14 protein-coding genes are annotated in these 14,202 nt (G+C 67.2%); 5 read left to right on the top strand and 9 right to left on the bottom strand.

Features of this window, described 5'->3' with window-relative positions:
• Positions 1–2 precede the first annotated feature (2 nt).
• Positions 3–989 carry an ABC transporter permease gene (locus AC1DCZ_RS08060; RefSeq protein WP_476896344.1) on the bottom strand — a complete coding sequence of 329 codons (987 nt, stop codon included), beginning with the start codon at positions 987–989 and terminating at the stop codon, positions 3–5.
• 176 nt (positions 990–1,165) lie between these two features.
• Positions 1,166–1,858, bottom strand: coding sequence for a TetR/AcrR family transcriptional regulator (locus AC1DCZ_RS08055; RefSeq protein ID WP_476974115.1), 693 nt, complete (start codon positions 1,856–1,858; stop codon positions 1,166–1,168).
• Between the two features lie 126 nt (positions 1,859–1,984).
• On the opposite strand from AC1DCZ_RS08055, the gene AC1DCZ_RS08050 reads away from it, so the two are divergent.
• The 3 genes from AC1DCZ_RS08050 (at position 1,985) to AC1DCZ_RS08040 (ending at position 4,498) form a co-directional block, all read left to right on the top strand.
• Positions 1,985–2,548, top strand: a complete 564-nt coding sequence (locus tag AC1DCZ_RS08050) for an NAD(P)H-dependent oxidoreductase (protein WP_476974114.1) — start codon at positions 1,985–1,987, stop codon at positions 2,546–2,548.
• 152 nt (positions 2,549–2,700) lie between these two features.
• Positions 2,701–3,993 (top strand): aminotransferase-like domain-containing protein, encoded by a 1,293-nt coding sequence (locus AC1DCZ_RS08045; protein WP_476974113.1) that lies wholly within the window; start codon positions 2,701–2,703, stop codon positions 3,991–3,993.
• A 73-nt stretch (positions 3,994–4,066) separates the two neighbouring features.
• Positions 4,067–4,498 (top strand): universal stress protein, encoded by a 432-nt coding sequence (locus AC1DCZ_RS08040; RefSeq protein ID WP_476974112.1) that lies wholly within the window; start codon positions 4,067–4,069, stop codon positions 4,496–4,498.
• On the opposite strand, the gene AC1DCZ_RS08035 is transcribed toward AC1DCZ_RS08040, so the two are convergent.
• Positions 4,495–6,111 (bottom strand): AMP-binding protein, encoded by a 1,617-nt coding sequence (locus tag AC1DCZ_RS08035; RefSeq protein WP_476974111.1) that lies wholly within the window; start codon positions 6,109–6,111, stop codon positions 4,495–4,497. The genes AC1DCZ_RS08040 and AC1DCZ_RS08035 overlap by 4 nt on opposite strands.
• A 219-nt stretch (positions 6,112–6,330) precedes the next feature.
• Between AC1DCZ_RS08035 and AC1DCZ_RS08030 the strand changes: the two genes are divergently transcribed.
• Positions 6,331–6,669, top strand: coding sequence for a hypothetical protein (locus tag AC1DCZ_RS08030; protein WP_476974110.1), 339 nt, complete (start codon positions 6,331–6,333; stop codon positions 6,667–6,669).
• Between the two features lie 117 nt (positions 6,670–6,786).
• Here AC1DCZ_RS08030 and AC1DCZ_RS08025 read toward each other — a convergent pair whose 3' ends face one another.
• From AC1DCZ_RS08025 to AC1DCZ_RS08010, 4 genes are all read right to left on the bottom strand, one after another.
• On the bottom strand, positions 6,787–8,301 hold the full coding sequence (locus AC1DCZ_RS08025) for a dihydrolipoamide acetyltransferase family protein (RefSeq protein WP_476974109.1): 1,515 nt from the start codon (positions 8,299–8,301) through the stop codon (positions 6,787–6,789).
• A 43-nt stretch (positions 8,302–8,344) separates the two neighbouring features.
• A complete protein-coding gene (locus AC1DCZ_RS08020; RefSeq protein WP_476974108.1) occupies positions 8,345–9,325 on the bottom strand; it encodes an alpha-ketoacid dehydrogenase subunit beta in 981 nt (326 codons plus the stop codon).
• Entirely contained in the window at positions 9,325–10,593 is a 1,269-nt protein-coding gene (gene pdhA / locus AC1DCZ_RS08015) for a pyruvate dehydrogenase (acetyl-transferring) E1 component subunit alpha (protein ID WP_476974107.1), read from the bottom strand. Before pdhA ends, AC1DCZ_RS08020 begins: the two co-directional genes overlap by 1 nt.
• Positions 10,594–10,740: 147 nt before the next feature.
• The gene (locus AC1DCZ_RS08010) at positions 10,741–11,859 is read right to left on the bottom strand and encodes a histidinol-phosphate transaminase (protein ID WP_476974106.1); all 1,119 of its coding nucleotides are present in this window, start codon (positions 11,857–11,859) and stop codon (positions 10,741–10,743) included.
• 59 nt (positions 11,860–11,918) lie between these two features.
• On the opposite strand from AC1DCZ_RS08010, the gene AC1DCZ_RS08005 reads away from it, so the two are divergent.
• On the top strand, positions 11,919–12,347 hold the full coding sequence (locus AC1DCZ_RS08005) for a phage holin family protein (RefSeq protein ID WP_476974105.1): 429 nt from the start codon (positions 11,919–11,921) through the stop codon (positions 12,345–12,347).
• 10 nt (positions 12,348–12,357) lie between these two features.
• Here AC1DCZ_RS08005 and AC1DCZ_RS08000 read toward each other — a convergent pair whose 3' ends face one another.
• Together AC1DCZ_RS08000 and AC1DCZ_RS07995 are read right to left on the bottom strand one after the other, a co-directional pair.
• The gene (locus AC1DCZ_RS08000) at positions 12,358–13,812 is read right to left on the bottom strand and encodes a hypothetical protein (RefSeq protein ID WP_476974104.1); all 1,455 of its coding nucleotides are present in this window, start codon (positions 13,810–13,812) and stop codon (positions 12,358–12,360) included.
• Positions 13,812–14,195: a hypothetical protein gene (locus AC1DCZ_RS07995; RefSeq protein ID WP_476974103.1), complete on the bottom strand. Its 384-nt coding sequence runs from the start codon at positions 14,193–14,195 to the stop codon at positions 13,812–13,814. Before AC1DCZ_RS07995 ends, AC1DCZ_RS08000 begins: the two co-directional genes overlap by 1 nt.
• Between the last annotated feature and the right edge of the window lie 7 nt (positions 14,196–14,202).

The raw sequence follows: 14,202 nt of genomic DNA, 5'->3' as shown, positions 1-14,202 counted from the left end.
GGCTACCGCACCCTCACCCTGGGGTCGACAAGCGTGGTGGCGAAGTCCGCAAGGATGGCCCCGATCGCGAATATCACGGAGCCGTAGGCGAGGGTCGCCGTCGCCGCGTTGACGTCCTGCAGGGCGATCGAGTCGATGGACCAGGAGCCGACGCCATGCCAGGCGAAGATCTTCTCCGCAAAGAAGCCGCCGGCAAAGATGGCCGGGATCGTGAACGCAATGCTCTGCGCCACGGGGATGAAGGACACACGCAAGGCGTGGCGCGCAATCGCCTGGTTGCGGGTCAGGCCCTTGGCCCGCGCCGTCCGGACGAAGTCCGCGTTGACGTTGTCCAGGAGGTACTGGCGTTGAGCGATCTGGTAGGCGCCCCAGCCCACGATCGTAATGGCAAAGGTCGGCACCGCATAGTGGGCCAGCATGTCGACGAACTGGGCCCAGCCGCCACCGTCCAGGCCTGGGGTGGAGATGCCGGTGACGAAGAAGATGCGGCCTCCCACGGTCTCGTTGATGCTGATGGCTCCGAGCTGCACCAGGAAGTAGGCGATGGGCGCGGGGACGATGTACATCAGGTAGCTGTATGAGGTGATCACCCGGTCCGAGGCCTTGTATTGCCGCGCAGCGGTGTATACACCGAGGGCGATCCCGATGACCAGGGTCAGGATGATCGCCGCCAGGAACAAACGCGTCGAGATCAGCACGCGGTCGCCGAACTCCGCGTTGATGAAGGCCCCGTTCGGGCTCCGTCCCCAGTCCCACCGGGTGAGGACCCCCGTGAGCCAGTCGACGTACCGCTGCCACGGGCTGAGGGTTGGATCGAGGCCCTTGAGCCGGAAGGAATTGACGACCTGTTCGGGGGTGGGCCGCGGAATTCGCTCCTGCTCCAGCAGCGCTGGCTGCAGCGTGCTCACAGCCAGGAGATACCCGGCACTTGTGGTCAGGAAGATCATGAATACGTACGTGACGGCACGTTTTGCGAGATATCGGAGCATGAGGCGACTAGTTCTGAATTGCCGTTGTCTGTGCGGTTCCGGGCGGCGGGTGCCGGGCTGGAGGGGCCGGGCTGCACGCCCGGATGATTAAATTATTCACAACTTCGGTCCTGGCGACACCCCGTCTCCCGGGCTAATCTGCGCTTCGCGCACTATCGCGTGCATTCCGGGACAATTTATGCCCCGCGCACTATCCGCGTGACAAGTTCACGCCAGCTCTGCGCGAGCCGCTCCGGGGCTATCCCCCGCACTCCGACGGCGTGCAACAGCCGCGCCGGCTCCAGCGTCGCGCTCAGGGCCGACGCCATGAGGGACTGGTCCGCAGTGACCCCGGCTTCGCCCAGCAACATCGCCAGATGGCGGTGCCAGAGGACGGCGGCCGGCACGTCGAAGCGGTTGTGGACGGACTGATCAGCGGCCCGGGCGAGCTCACCGAATTCCAGGATCCAGTCGATGCGCTCAGCGCCCACCGCGATCAGCCGGTCCAACGCCGCGGCTCCGGGACCGAGCGGCGGCGGGCCGAACATGAAACGGCGCTGGAAGTCGGCCTCTGCATTGCTGAGCAGCGTCATCATGAGCCCGGCGCGGCTGCCGAACCGCCGGAAGACCGTGCCCTTGCCGACACCCGCGCGCTGCGCCACCGCGTCCATGGTCAGCCCTGCCGCTCCGGATTCCTCGACGATCTCGCGGGCAGCGCACAGCAGGAGTTCGCGGTTCCGTGCCGCATCGCGGCGTTCGGTCTCGGCGCCGGCCTGGACGCCGCCGGGCGCGCCCCCCAGCGCCCTCCCCGGCGCGCCGGGCAGCGACGCATGCATGGGAACGGACCGGGGACCGCCCGGCGCAGCGGAGTGAATTGGCGTGAGGCTCACACGGCTTATTGTAGCCCCGGGGAATAATAACCGGACCGTAGTCCGTTTAGATTTGGTGAAGGCCCCAGAGGCCTCCATGATCATCCGGCCGCCGGAACGTCCGCGGCTCTTTGCACAGGAGTTCACATGTCCAAGAACACCGTTCTCACCCTGGTCGGCAGCCTGCGCGCCGGCTCCACCAACTTCCAGCTTGCCGAGGCCATCGCCCTTAACGCGCCGGAGCACGTTGAAGTCCTCATCCACGACAGCCTCGGCGACATCCCGTTCTACAACGAGGACATCGACGTCGAGGGCCACGTCCCCGCGGCGGCGGCAGCCCTGCGCGCCGCAGCCAACGCGGCCGACACCCTCCTCCTGGTCACGCCGGAGCACAACGGCACCGTTCCGGCATCCCTCAAGAACGCCATCGACTGGCTGTCCCGCCCCTTCGGCGCCGGCGCCCTCAACGGAAAGCCGACCGCCGTCGTCGGCACCGCGTTCGGCCAGTTCGGCGGGGTCTGGGCACAGGATGAGGCCCGCAAGGCCGTCGGCATCGCCGGTGCCCGGGTGCTCGAGGACGTCAAGCTGGCAGTCCCCGGCTCCATGGTCCGATTCGCCGAGACCCACCCCAAGGACGATGCTGAAGTCGTCGAGCAGATCAAGGGCGTGTTCGATGCGCTGGCAGCGGCACGGACGGCGGAGGCAGCCTAGCACTCCCGCCCTTCCGGTCCCCGCTTGCCGCCCCCGACAGCACCCGCTGCCGGGGGCGGCGCGGTTCCGGGCGGGACGCCACCGGCGCGGGCGCGAAACAATCTGTGAACAAAAGTTTCCCCCGTGGCAACATGGCCTGTATTCTTGGGAATGTGACCCACGAAACACTTGATGCCGCCGCAGATGTTCTCCCGGCCGAGGCAATAGATGCAATTGAACGTGCGGCTACGTCCGCCCACCGCCACGAGATCCTATTCTCGGAGCGCGCAGCAAATATCAAGCAATCGGCAGTCCGGGACGTCTTCGACATCTCGATGCGACCCGGCCTCGTCTCCCTTGCCGGCGGGAGCCCGTACCTTCAATCGCTCCCGCTGGAACGGCTCGGACAGACAGCGGCACGGATCATCGCCGAGCAGGGATTGACCGCCCTGCAGTACGGCGGCGGCCAGGGCACCGAGGAACTCCGGACCCAGATCTGCGAGGTCATGGCGGCGGAAGGGATCCTGGACGCGGACCCTGCGAACGTTGTGATCACCGCGGGCTCGCAGTCCGCCCAGGATGTGGCCACGAAGGTCTTCTGCAACCCGGGGGACGTCGTCCTCGTGGAGGATCCCACCTACGTCGGGGCGCTCAACACGTTCGAGGCCTACCAGGTGGAGGTCGGGACCGTGCCGATGGACCAGGACGGCATCATTCCGGATCTGCTGGAGGACAAGATCGCCGCACTCCACACTGCGGGCAAAAACGTCAAGTTCCTCTACACGATCCCGAGCTTCAACAACCCGTCCGGCATCACCCTGTCCGCGGAGCGGCGCCAGCAGGTCGTCGATATATGCCGCCGGGCGAATATTTTGGTGCTGGAGGACAACCCCTACGGCCTGCTTCGCTTCGACGGCAAGCCCTTGACCCCCCTGCGCGCGGCCAACCCGGGCGATGTCATCTACATGGGGTCCTTCTCAAAGATCTTTGCCCCGGGCCTGCGGATCGGCTGGGCGCTGGTTCCTGCGCACCTTCAGCGCCGCTTCTACCTTGCCTCGGAGGCGGTGACCCTGTGCCCGCCGACACTCAACCAGATGCTCGTGTCTGCCTATCTGCGCGACTACGACTGGCGCGGCCAGATCGAGACCTATCGGGGCCTGTATAAAGAACGCTGCGATGCGATGCTCGCGGCCTTGGCGGAGCACATGCCCACAGGCCTGAGCTGGACGCGCCCGGAGGGTGGCTTCTTCGTCTGGGTCACGCTGCCCGAAGGCGTGGACACCTACCCCCTGCTCAAGAAGGCCATCGACGCCGGGGTCGTCTTCATTCCCGGTGCGGCATTCACTCACTCGGATGAACCGTCCAACAAGATCCGGCTGGCGTTCAGCGCCGTGCCGCCTGAATCCATCCGCGAAGGCGTCCGGCGTTTGGCGCCGGTCCTGCGCGACGCCATCGCCGCCCTGTAGCGTGCAGGCTGTAGCCTGAATGATGGCTGGAGCAAGGCCAAAGACGTTCGTTGACCCAGAGGAGCAGTTTCATATGACCGGAATTATCGTTGTAGGTGTCGACGGCAGTGAGACTGCCCTGAAGGCGGCCCACACCGCGCGGGACCTCGCAGTCTCTCTTGGCGCCACCCTTCATGTGGTCAGCGCCTTCGACAGCGATAGGACCGAGGTCTTCAGCAGCGGCGGGGACAAGTGGATCCTGTCGGACGCCAGCAACGCGGAAACGGTCGCGAAGTCCGTCGCGGACGGCCTGCGCTCGGCCGACATCGACGTCACCTATGCGGCCGCGCGCGGGAAGCCGGCCGAGGCCCTCATCAAGGAAGCCGAGCGCACGGGCGCGCAGATGATCGTGGTCGGCAACCGGCGCATGAGCGGAATCGGCCGGGTCCTCGGGAGCGTTGCGAACAGCGTCGCCCACAACGCTCCCTGCGACGTCTACATCGCCAAGACCGACATCGCCGGCTAGGCGGGGAAGCCTTCGGGCTGAACGGCCGGCACTGCCGTCTTCAGCATCCGGCGCAGGATCTTGCCGGAGGAGGATTTGGGCACGGCGTCGATGAACTCCACCCGCCGGAGCTTCTTGAACGGCGCCACCTTGGAGGCCACGAAGTCCATCACCGCGGTTTCATCCAGCGCGTCCCCGTCGGGGCCGGCCTGGCGTACCACGAACGCCATCGGCACTTCCTGGCCGCCGGCGTCGAGCGTGCCGATCACCGCGGCATCGGCGATACCGGAATGGGTGAGGAGCAGCGCCTCGAGCTCTGCCGGGGCGATCTGGTAGCCCTTGTACTTGATGAGTTCCTTGAGCCGGTCCACGATCGTTACGACACCGTCCGCCCGCACCGTCGCGATGTCCCCGGTGTGCAGGAAGCCGTCAGCATCCAGCGTGTCCGCCGTTTCCTCGGGCCGGTTGAGGTAGGCGAGCATCACGTTGGGACCGCGGCACAGTAAGTGGCCCGGCGCGCTGGTCCCTTCGGCGGGAACGTCGATGTCCTCCCCGGTGGCCGGATCCACCAGCCGGCAGTCCATGTTCGGCACGGTGTAGCCGACCGAACTGACGGGCACGCCGCTGGCATCCCGCGGTATCAGGTGCGACACCGGGCTCATCTCCGTCATGCCGTAGCCCTGCAGCACCCGGCAGCCGAGGCGCTCGGCGAGCCTGGCCCCGAGTTCCCCGTCGAGGGGCGCCGCGCCGGACAGTGTGGTGTGGACCGAGCTGAGGTCGTAGTCGGCGACCATTGGGTGCTTGGACAAGGCCACGGCCACCGGCGGAGCGATGAACAGATAACTGCATTTGTGGTCCTGGATGATCCGCAGGAACTCGGCAAGATCGAACCTGGGCATCGTGACCAGCCGCGCCCGCTGGCGGAGGGCCAGGTTCAGCAGGACTGTCAGGCCGTAGATGTGGAAGAACGGCAGGAGGGCCAGGAGCCGGTCCTCGGGGCCCACACCGAGCAGGCCGCGGGACTGCTCAGCGTTCGCCACGAGGTTCCGGTGGCTGAGCATGACGCCTTTGGGCCGGCCCGTAGTTCCGGAGGAGTATGGCAGCACAGCCACATGCGTGGCCGGATCGAATCTGACCTGCGGGGCCGGCACGCCAGCTCTGAGCAAATCCTGCAGAGAGGGGTGGCCATCGGCGCCGTCGAGCACCACCAGCCGCTCGGAAGCGATGCCGTTCCGGGCGGCGGCTTCGCGGGCGGCGGGAAGGAGCGCGGAGATGGTGAAGAGCCAGTCCGCTCCGGCATCGTCGAGCTGGTGCGCGATTTCATCCGCCGTGTACAGCGAGTTGACCGTGGTCACGGTGGCACCGGCCCGCAGCAGGCCGTGGAAGACCACCGCGAAGGCGGGGATGTTGGGGCACAGGATCGCCGCAACGCCGCGGACCCCCAGCCCCCGGGCCGCCACAGCGCCTGCAAGGGCATTGATCTGTTGGAGCAGTTCCCGGTAGCTCATCTCCGCACCGCTTGTGCCGTCGACGACGGCGATCCGGTCCAGGTCCTCCTCCCGCAAGTCACCGAACAGGTAGTCGTAAATGCTGAGATCGGGAACATCGACGTCGGGGAAGGGGCTCGAGAACACGCAACTCTCCTTTGATCCGCGTCCGCCGGACTGGCGGCGGCTGGTGCCACTCTAATCCCGTCCGGAGCGCGGAAGCCCGGAAGGCGCGGATTTGACGCGCGTCACCACCCCTGGTGCGCAGCCTCACCTGTGATTTCGCCGTGCCGGAGGGCCGCCCAACGGTAAAATTGGTGTTGCCTGCGATGGAGCGGACATTCGAAAATCTACCGATCGGATACTGTGCCCACTCTTCAGCGCCGCCAGCTCGTTGGCCATGACATCCTCTTGGCCCGTCACGGCAACCACATCAGCACTATGCGCGTGGATCGAAGCGCGGGCCGGGTGGTCGCGCTCCTGGACGACGGCTCGATCGACAGCGCCCCCAACATGATCGCCCCCGGCCTGCGCATGCCCGAGACCGTTCGGAGCGTTTTGCGTGAGGACTGGAAGTTCCTCACTGCTTTGACGGCAGGCGGCATGGGACTCGCCGGCGTGATGTTTGCCGCCGCGTCCGCCCTCGCGGGCCTCAGCGGGAATGCAGGTCTGGCCGACATGCTCTCCATCTACACGGCGAACTGAGCCCATTCCCGCAACCTGACGAGACCCCGCCCTTGAGATTCTCAGTGGCGGGGTCTTTCTTTTGCCTCGCGGCCGGGTCCGCCGTTCCATCCTGCAGAGCCTTCTACGCGGGCCGTGTCAGTCGAGCAAGAGGGCTGGTTCCTCGAGGATGGCGGCGACGTCGGCCATGAAGCGGGCGGAGAGGTCCCCGTCCACAACGCGGTGGTCGAACGAACCACCCAGGGTGGTGATCCAGCGCGGGATGACTTCGCCGTCGAGGACCCAGGGCTTCTGCTTGATCGTGCCGAACGCCACGATTGCAACCTCGCCCGGGTTGATGATGGGCGTGCCGGTGTCGATCCCGAGGGCCCCGATGTTGGTGACGGTCAGGGTCCCGCCCTGCATCTGGGCCGGTTGGGTCTTGCCCGCCCGTGCCGTGGACGCCAGCTCGTTCAGTGCCAGGGCCAGTTCCTTGAGCGAGAGGTCCTGCGCGTTCTTGATATTGGGCACCATCAGGCCCCGCGGGGTGGCGGCCGCGATGCCCAGGTTCATGAAGTGCTTGACGTGAATTTCGGCTGAGTCGCTGCCGTCCGGGTTGTCCACCCAGGTGGCATTGACGCTGGGGTTGCGCGCCGCGGCCCAGATGACGGCCTTGGCGAGTATCAGCAGCGGCGAGATCTTGATGCCCTCGAAGTCGCGGGAGGCCTTGAGCCGCTTGACGAACTCCATGGTCCGGCTGGCGTCGACGTCCACGAAGATGCTCACGTGCGGAGCCGCGAAAGCTGACTCCACCATGGCCTTGGCCGTGGCCTTGCGGACCCCTTTGACCGGGATCCGCTCGATCCGCTGATCCTGCGGCCGGCCGGATTTCCCCCAGAACGTGTCCGCCTTGTCCACCTCGGCGTCCCGCTGCGCCTGGTAACTGACCAGGTCCTCGCGGGTCACCTCGCCGCGGGCCCCGGTCGGGACGACGTCGGCGAGGTCGATGCCGAGGTCCCGGGCAATCTTGCGCACCGGAGGCTTGGCCAGCACCTTGTTGACCAGCCCGGTGATGGCACCGCCCAGGGTGGGGCGTGAGTCGACGCCTCCGGCCGGGAGGGGACGCTCCGCCTGGGCAACAGCCTGGGGACTGATCCAGATGTCGTGGCTCTCCACCGGTTCTGCGGTGGCTGGGCCCGACGCAACAGCCGGCTTGATGGCCGCGGAGACCCGCCGGCGGCGCTTGACGGCGTCGGCCTTGGGGCCGGACCCCACGAGCGGGCCGCCGGCCGGGCGACCCGCCGATTCGCCGGCGTCGGAGTCGGAGTCGGAGTCATCCACTGTCAGCGTCCCGTACATGGGCGCCGCCGGGGCGGATCCGGCAGGGGCCGCCGGGGCGGGGGCCTCGGCCGGGGCGGATGCTTCGGCCGCCACGGCGTCGCTCACGCTGATGATGGGGGTCCCGACGTCGATCGTCACACCCTCTGCAACGAGCAGCTCGGTGACGGTGCCGGCGAACGGCGAGGGCAGTTCCACCAATGATTTGGCGGTCTCGATCTCGCACAGGACGTCGTTGATGGCCACCGTGTCCCCGGCTTTGACCTTCCACGCGACGATCTCCGCCTCGGTCAGCCCTTCGCCGACGTCGGGGAGGTTGAACTTGTTAAGCGTCATGGGGTCCTCGGTTTTCGGAAATCGTCGTCAGTGCCCTGGGTCATCAGTAGGCGAGGGCACGGTCAAGCGCCTCAAGGATGCGGTCCATGTCCGGCAGGTAGTCCTCTTCGACCTTGGCCACGGGGTAGGGCATGTGGAAACCGCCCACCCGGATGACCGGCGCCTCGAGCGAGTGGAAGGCCCGTTCGCTGATCCGGGCCGCGATTTCGCCGCCGATTCCGCCGAACGTGGGGGCCTCGTGGGCCACGATCAGGCGGCCGGTCTTCTTGACGGAGGCCGTGACGGTATCAAAATCGATCGGCGAGATGGAGCGCAGGTCAATCACTTCGACGCTGTGGCCGTCCTCGGCGGCGGCGTTGGCTGCGGCGAGGGCCACCGGGACCAGCGGCCCGTAAACCACCACGGTGGCGTCCGTTCCCTTGCGCAGCACGTGCGCCTTGAAAGGGTCCGCGGACGCTCCGGGGGAGTCCGTGTCCACCTCCCCCTTGAGCCAGTAGCGGCGCTTGGGCTCGAAGACGATCACGGGGTCCTGGCAATCGACGGCCTGCTGGATCATCCAGTAGGCATCGTGCGGGTTGGACGGGGTGATAATGCGCAGGCCGGCCGTGTGGGCGAACAGCGCCTCCGGCGACTCCGAGTGGTGTTCGATCGAGCCGATGCCGCCGCCGTATGGGATTCGGATGACGACGGGCACGGTGAGGTTGCCGTTGCTGCGCGAGTGCATTTTGGCCAGCTGCGTGGTGATCTGGTTGAACCCCGGGAACACGAAGCCGTCGAACTGGATCTCGCAGATGGGCAGGTACCCGCGCAGGGACAGCCCGATCGCGGTGCCGATGATCCCGGACTCCGCCAGCGGGGTGTCGACAACACGGTCCGCGCCAAACTCGGCGATGAGGCCGTCGGTGACGCGGTAGACACCGCCGAGCGGGCCAATGTCTTCGCCCATGAGCAGGGAACGCGGGTTGTCGTTCAGCGTTGCCCGCAGGCCCTCGTTGATGGCCTTGGCAATGGTCATGGTGGTCATCAGTTGGCCGCCCCTGTCTCTGCTGCTGTGGCCTCGTCGGCGGCCGCGTCTCCAGCGAAGCCGGCGCTGTACTCCTCAAACCAGGCCAGCTCTTCGGCCACCAGCGGGTGGGCCTCCACATAGGTGTTGGCGAAGGCGGTCCGGATGTCCGGGGTTTCAAGGTCGTGGGTCGTTTTGCGGACGTAGGCGGCGAGTTCGTCGCCGTCGGCACTGATCTGCTCGAAGAAGGCGTCGTCGGCCAGGCCCTGGGCGCGGAGATACTTTTCCAGGCGTTCGAGCGGATCCTTCGCCCGCCACCGGCCTTCCTCGGCGGATTCGCGGTATTTCGTGGGGTCGTCTGCCGTGGTGTGCGCGCCGACGCGGTAGGTGAACGCCTCGATCAGCACCGGGCCGTTGCCCTCGCGGGCCTGCTCGAGGGCCCACTCGGTGACAGCGTGGACGGCGATCACGTCGTTGCCGTCCACCCGGATGCCGGGGAAGCCGTAGCCCTTGGCACGGTTGGCCAGCGGGATGCGCGTCTGCACGGAGCTCGGCACGGAGATGGCCCAGTGGTTGTTCTGGCAGAAGAACACCACCGGGGCCTTGTAGGAGGATGCGAACACCATGGATTCGTGGACGTCGCCTTCGGAACTGGCCCCGTCACCGAAATAGACCACGACGGCGGCCTTCGGCTCCGCGGCCTGCCCGGCAGTTCCATCTCCGGCTGCGGCAGCGTTTGCAGCGGCGAGCTTCTGGTCCCGCTGGATCCCCATCGCGTAGCCGACCGCGTGCGGGGTCTGCGCTGCGAGGACCAGGGTGTAGAGGTGGAAGTTGGTGTCCTTGGGGTTCCAGCCGCCGTTGGACACGCCGCGGAACTGGCGGAGGAGCTCCGCCAGGTCGACGTTGCGGGTCAGCGCAACACCGTGCTCCCGGTAGGTGGGGAAGATATAGTCCTGCGGCTGGGAGGCCCGGCCGGAGCCGATCTGGGCGGCTTCCTGTCCGGTGAGCGGGACCCACAGTGCAAGCTGCCCCTGGCGCTGGAGCGCCGTGGCCTCGACGTCGAACCGGCGGATCTTGGCCATGTCGGCATAGAAGCCGCGCAGTTTCTCCGGATCAAGCCGCTCCGCGTATTCCGAGAACACCGGGTCGGTGCCGAGAGTCCCGTCGGGTGCCAGCAGCTGCACCATTGGCTCGGCCGGGTCGCCCAGCTGCGCCTCGGCTGCCGCCTCGAGCTGGTCATCCATATCGGTTCCGTCGAACTCGGTAGAGGGCAGATGTGTGTCGCCCATACCGTCTCCTTGCTTGCCGCATCCGAATGCGCTGCAATCGCTGGGATACATGCCAGACCGGAATGCATTCCTGATCCGGCATATATTTTGGCTTTACTCGTCCCTACTTTATCCGCAGCCCCGGCTTCGGGGCCGTCATGTTAAGCGCTAGGAACGCTGTGGCGGTTTTGTATAGATCGCACAGAGTTCCAGGAAGCGGGTGTTGGCCTCGGTCTCGCCGATGCTGACCCGCACCCCCTCCGTGCCGAAGGCCCGGACGGACAGCGCCCGTTCGCCCGCCAGGGCGGCAAATTCAGCGCTGTTGGCTCCCAGATTCAACCAGACGAAGTTCCCCTGCGCTTCCGGGATGAACCAGCCGAGCTCCCGAAGTCCGCGCGTGACCCGGTCGCGTTCGTCCACCAGGCTTTGTACCCTTTCTACAACCTCGCCGATGTGGTCCAACGAAGTGACGGCCGCGCTCTCGGCGATTTGGGACACTGAGAACGGCGTGGCGGCGACGCGCAGGTGCTGGGTGAGTTCCGGGCGGGACACGCTGTAACCCACCCGCAGCCCGGCCAGGCCGTGCGCCTTCGAGAACGTCCGCAAGACGACGACGTTCGGGTATTTCCGGTACATTTCGATGCCGTCGACGGCGTTTTCGGCACGTACAAATTCCTGGTATGCCTCATCGATGACCACCACGACACCGGAGGGCACGGCCTTGATGAAGCGCTCCGTTTCCTCCGTCGTCAGGATGGGTCCGGTGGGGTTGTTGGGGGTGCACAGCAGGATCATCTTGGTGCGCGCCGACACGGCAGCCGCCATGGCCTCGAGATCGTGGCGGCCGTCGCCGGTCAGCGGGATCCGGACGCTCTCCGCTCCGGCGAGGCCGACGGAGATGGGATAGGCCTCGAACGAGCGCCACGCGTAGATGACTTCGTCGGCCTTGCCGTCATCGTTCTGGCCGGTGAAGGTGGCCAGCAGCTGGTTCAAGGCTCCGAGACTTCCGGCCCCTGTGACGATGTCCTCGGCGGGAACGCCAAGGAAGTCGGCGAGCGCGGCGCGCAGCTTGCTGCTCAAGGGGTCCGGGTAGCGGTTGAAGTCGGTCTGGGCCGCGATCGCCTGCTGCACTGCAGGGATCGGCGGCAAGGGGTTCTCGTTGGAAGAAAGCTTGTAGCTCGCAAGCCCCTCGACGGGCACTGGCGGCTTGCCGGCGGCGTAGCGGGGAAGGAGGTCTACCACCGGGCGCGGCATGATTCCTCCGGCCGTGTTCTCTGATGAAGTCATGCGAACTAGCCTACTTCGCCCTTCCTGCGGTCTGCGTGACGATATGACAGCATGAGGCCATGCGCTCTTTCATCGTGCGGGTAATCATCAATGGGTTGGCTCTCTGGGTCGCGAGCTGGATCCTGCCCGGGCTTGACATCTCCACGGGTGCCACGACCGATGCCGTGGCTAACAGCGGAGTCACGCAGGGCACCGACGCCATCGGGATCGTCCTGGCGTATCTCTTCATCGGGCTGATCTTCGGCGTCGTCAACGCGTTCGTGCGCCCTCTGGTCAGCTTGCTGTCTCTGCCGATCACCATCCTCACCCTGGGGCTGTTCACGATCGTCATCAATGCGGCGATGCTTTACCTGACGTCGTGGCTCAGCAGCTACACGCCCGTCCACTTCACCATCGACTCTTTCTTCTGGACCGCGGTCTTCGCGGCCATCATCATCTCCGTGATTTCCCTCGTGGCCAGCTGGCTGCCGGGCGCGCGGAGGCGCTAGGCCGTCAGCGCTAGCCCGCCGGGCCCTGCGGCCGTTGGGTTCCGGCCTGGTCGCGGCGCGGTCCCGGCGCCATGACCACGCCGCGCTGTGCCGGCATCGCGTCGCGCCGCAGGGAGAACCGGGTGACGGTTGCTGCTCCTCCCGCGCCGACGACTGCTGCCAGGGCCGCCGTGGACGCCTGCAGTGACGGATCCTTGCTTGCGGCAACGGCTACGGCCCCGTCGGCGTAGTTTTCCAGGCGGTGTCCCGGGCCGAGGCCAAAATCCTTCCATTCGGGCATCTCCAGCTGGTTGGTGAGCGTCACGGTCACCCGGTCCTTGGTGTCCGGGTTGGGCAGCCCGTCCGCACCTGGCACCCAGTCCTGCTGGTGCTCGAGATGCAGGCTGCTGATCCCCGGGGCAGGTTCGATGCCGCCCACCGGTGAACCCGCGGTCAGCACGAACTTGAGGTCGTATTCAGCGAGGAACGCCCGGTCCTGGCTGAGGTTCATGGCGTGGATGCCGCCTTGGCTGTAACCCACGGCGGCGATCTGCCCGCCTGCCCGCGCCCCCGCCTCCCGCAGCGCCTCCCGGATGGCCGCGTCCGTCTCCCGCGAGCAATAGCCCAGGCCCTCCGCGATGCCCGCGACATCAAAGGGGTTTGTGCCTGCGGGCGGTCCGTCCAGCTGCGTTCCGGGGATGATCACGACCCACGCCCGGTCCGCACCCTCGCCGATCCGGAGGACCTCGATGTCTCCGCTGGTACGGTCCACCTCCTGCGCCCGCAGCAGGAGTCCGGCCGGAGAGAGGTCGACGTCCTCAACGCGGGTTTCGCTGCCGGCGATCCGGACCGGGCGCGGTTTGAGGAACTCCAGACCCGGAGCGGCGGACAAATCCCGGACCATGCGGCGGACGTCCGCGGGTCCGCGGAGTGCTCCGATCGTCCCCGCCAGCGGCGCCGGCAGGCCCAGGAGCATGGCCAGCCGCGCGGGCACCGTGGCGATCCCGTCCTCCACAGAGTCGCGCACGTTGGCCGGGGGCAACCCGAACAGCGGCGAAAGGCCCAGCACCCCCGCCCCGAGCCAGGGTCCGGCACCGCCGATTCCCATCCGCAAGAGCAGGGCGTTCCGGGCTTCCGTGAACTCGTATTCCCGGTGGCTCGCCCTGACCTCCCTGGTGAGGCGCTCCAGGTCTGCCCGAACACGGCCGATCGACTGGCCGCCCTCCCCCACGGCGATGATCGCGCTGCTGCCGCTCGCGTAGGCGTCTGGCTGGAAGGGGAAGAGTGCATGCCGTACCGCGTCTGCTTCCGCTTCGACGGACCCCAACTGCCTCACGACCTCGTCGAGGGCCGCGGCGCCGGCCAGCAGCTCCTCAAACTGGAAGGTCAGGCCGCCCACACCGCCTCGGATCCGGAGCGTGCCGTCGGCAGGAGGCTCGGAGGGGCGGGGCGCCCCGCCTGAGCCCGCAGGGGTTGCCTCCGACATCAGTAGCCCGGACGGCCGGGGGCCAGCGCCACGTTCTGGGCGTGCCGCCGCACCGCGGCGACGGCGTCCTGCAGCGCGTCCCGGCTCCTGCGCAGCGAAGCGGCCTGCAGGGACAGCGCGGTGCGGTAGGCGCGCCCGGCCGGCGACTGCCAGGCCTGCAGCTCCAGCCGGGCCAGTCGGCCGAGCGCAGCGTCCGCCTGTTCGGCGCACGACGCGACCCGCCCAGCCAGCTGCTGGACCTCGTAGCTCCGCGAGGCGCAGGCCGCGGCGTCTGCCGGTAACACCGTGCCGGGGGACGCAACGCTAGTAAAAGCGGTGCCGGTAAAGGCCGTGCCGGCAAACCGAGTGCTGGTGTGTGAAGTGCTGGTCATCCCGGTGGTCATGACACCC

The organism is Arthrobacter sp. 10N418 (assembly GCF_056394725.1).
This window is presented reverse-complemented; position numbering and strand designations above follow the sequence as displayed.

Bases quoted from the DNA above. Each gene is read 5' to 3' on its own strand.
- AC1DCZ_RS08010 (WP_476974106.1), bottom strand. From the start codon at position 11,859: ATGACTTCATCAGAGAACACGGCCGGAGGAATCATGCCGCGCCCGGTG.
- AC1DCZ_RS08050 (WP_476974114.1), top strand. From the start codon at position 1,985: ATGTCCAAGAACACCGTTCTCACCCTGGTCGGCAGCCTGCGCGCCGGC.
- AC1DCZ_RS08005 (WP_476974105.1), top strand. From the start codon at position 11,919: ATGCGCTCTTTCATCGTGCGGGTAATCATCAATGGGTTGGCTCTCTGG.
- AC1DCZ_RS08000 (WP_476974104.1), bottom strand. From the start codon at position 13,812: ATGTCGGAGGCAACCCCTGCGGGCTCAGGCGGGGCGCCCCGCCCCTCC.
- AC1DCZ_RS08020 (WP_476974108.1), bottom strand. From the start codon at position 9,325: ATGACCACCATGACCATTGCCAAGGCCATCAACGAGGGCCTGCGGGCA.
- AC1DCZ_RS08025 (WP_476974109.1), bottom strand. From the start codon at position 8,301: ATGACGCTTAACAAGTTCAACCTCCCCGACGTCGGCGAAGGGCTGACC.
- AC1DCZ_RS08040 (WP_476974112.1), top strand. From the start codon at position 4,067: ATGACCGGAATTATCGTTGTAGGTGTCGACGGCAGTGAGACTGCCCTG.
- pdhA (WP_476974107.1), bottom strand. From the start codon at position 10,593: ATGGGCGACACACATCTGCCCTCTACCGAGTTCGACGGAACCGATATG.
- AC1DCZ_RS08060 (WP_476896344.1), bottom strand. From the start codon at position 989: ATGCTCCGATATCTCGCAAAACGTGCCGTCACGTACGTATTCATGATC.
- AC1DCZ_RS07995 (WP_476974103.1), bottom strand. From the start codon at position 14,195: ATGACCACCGGGATGACCAGCACTTCACACACCAGCACTCGGTTTGCC.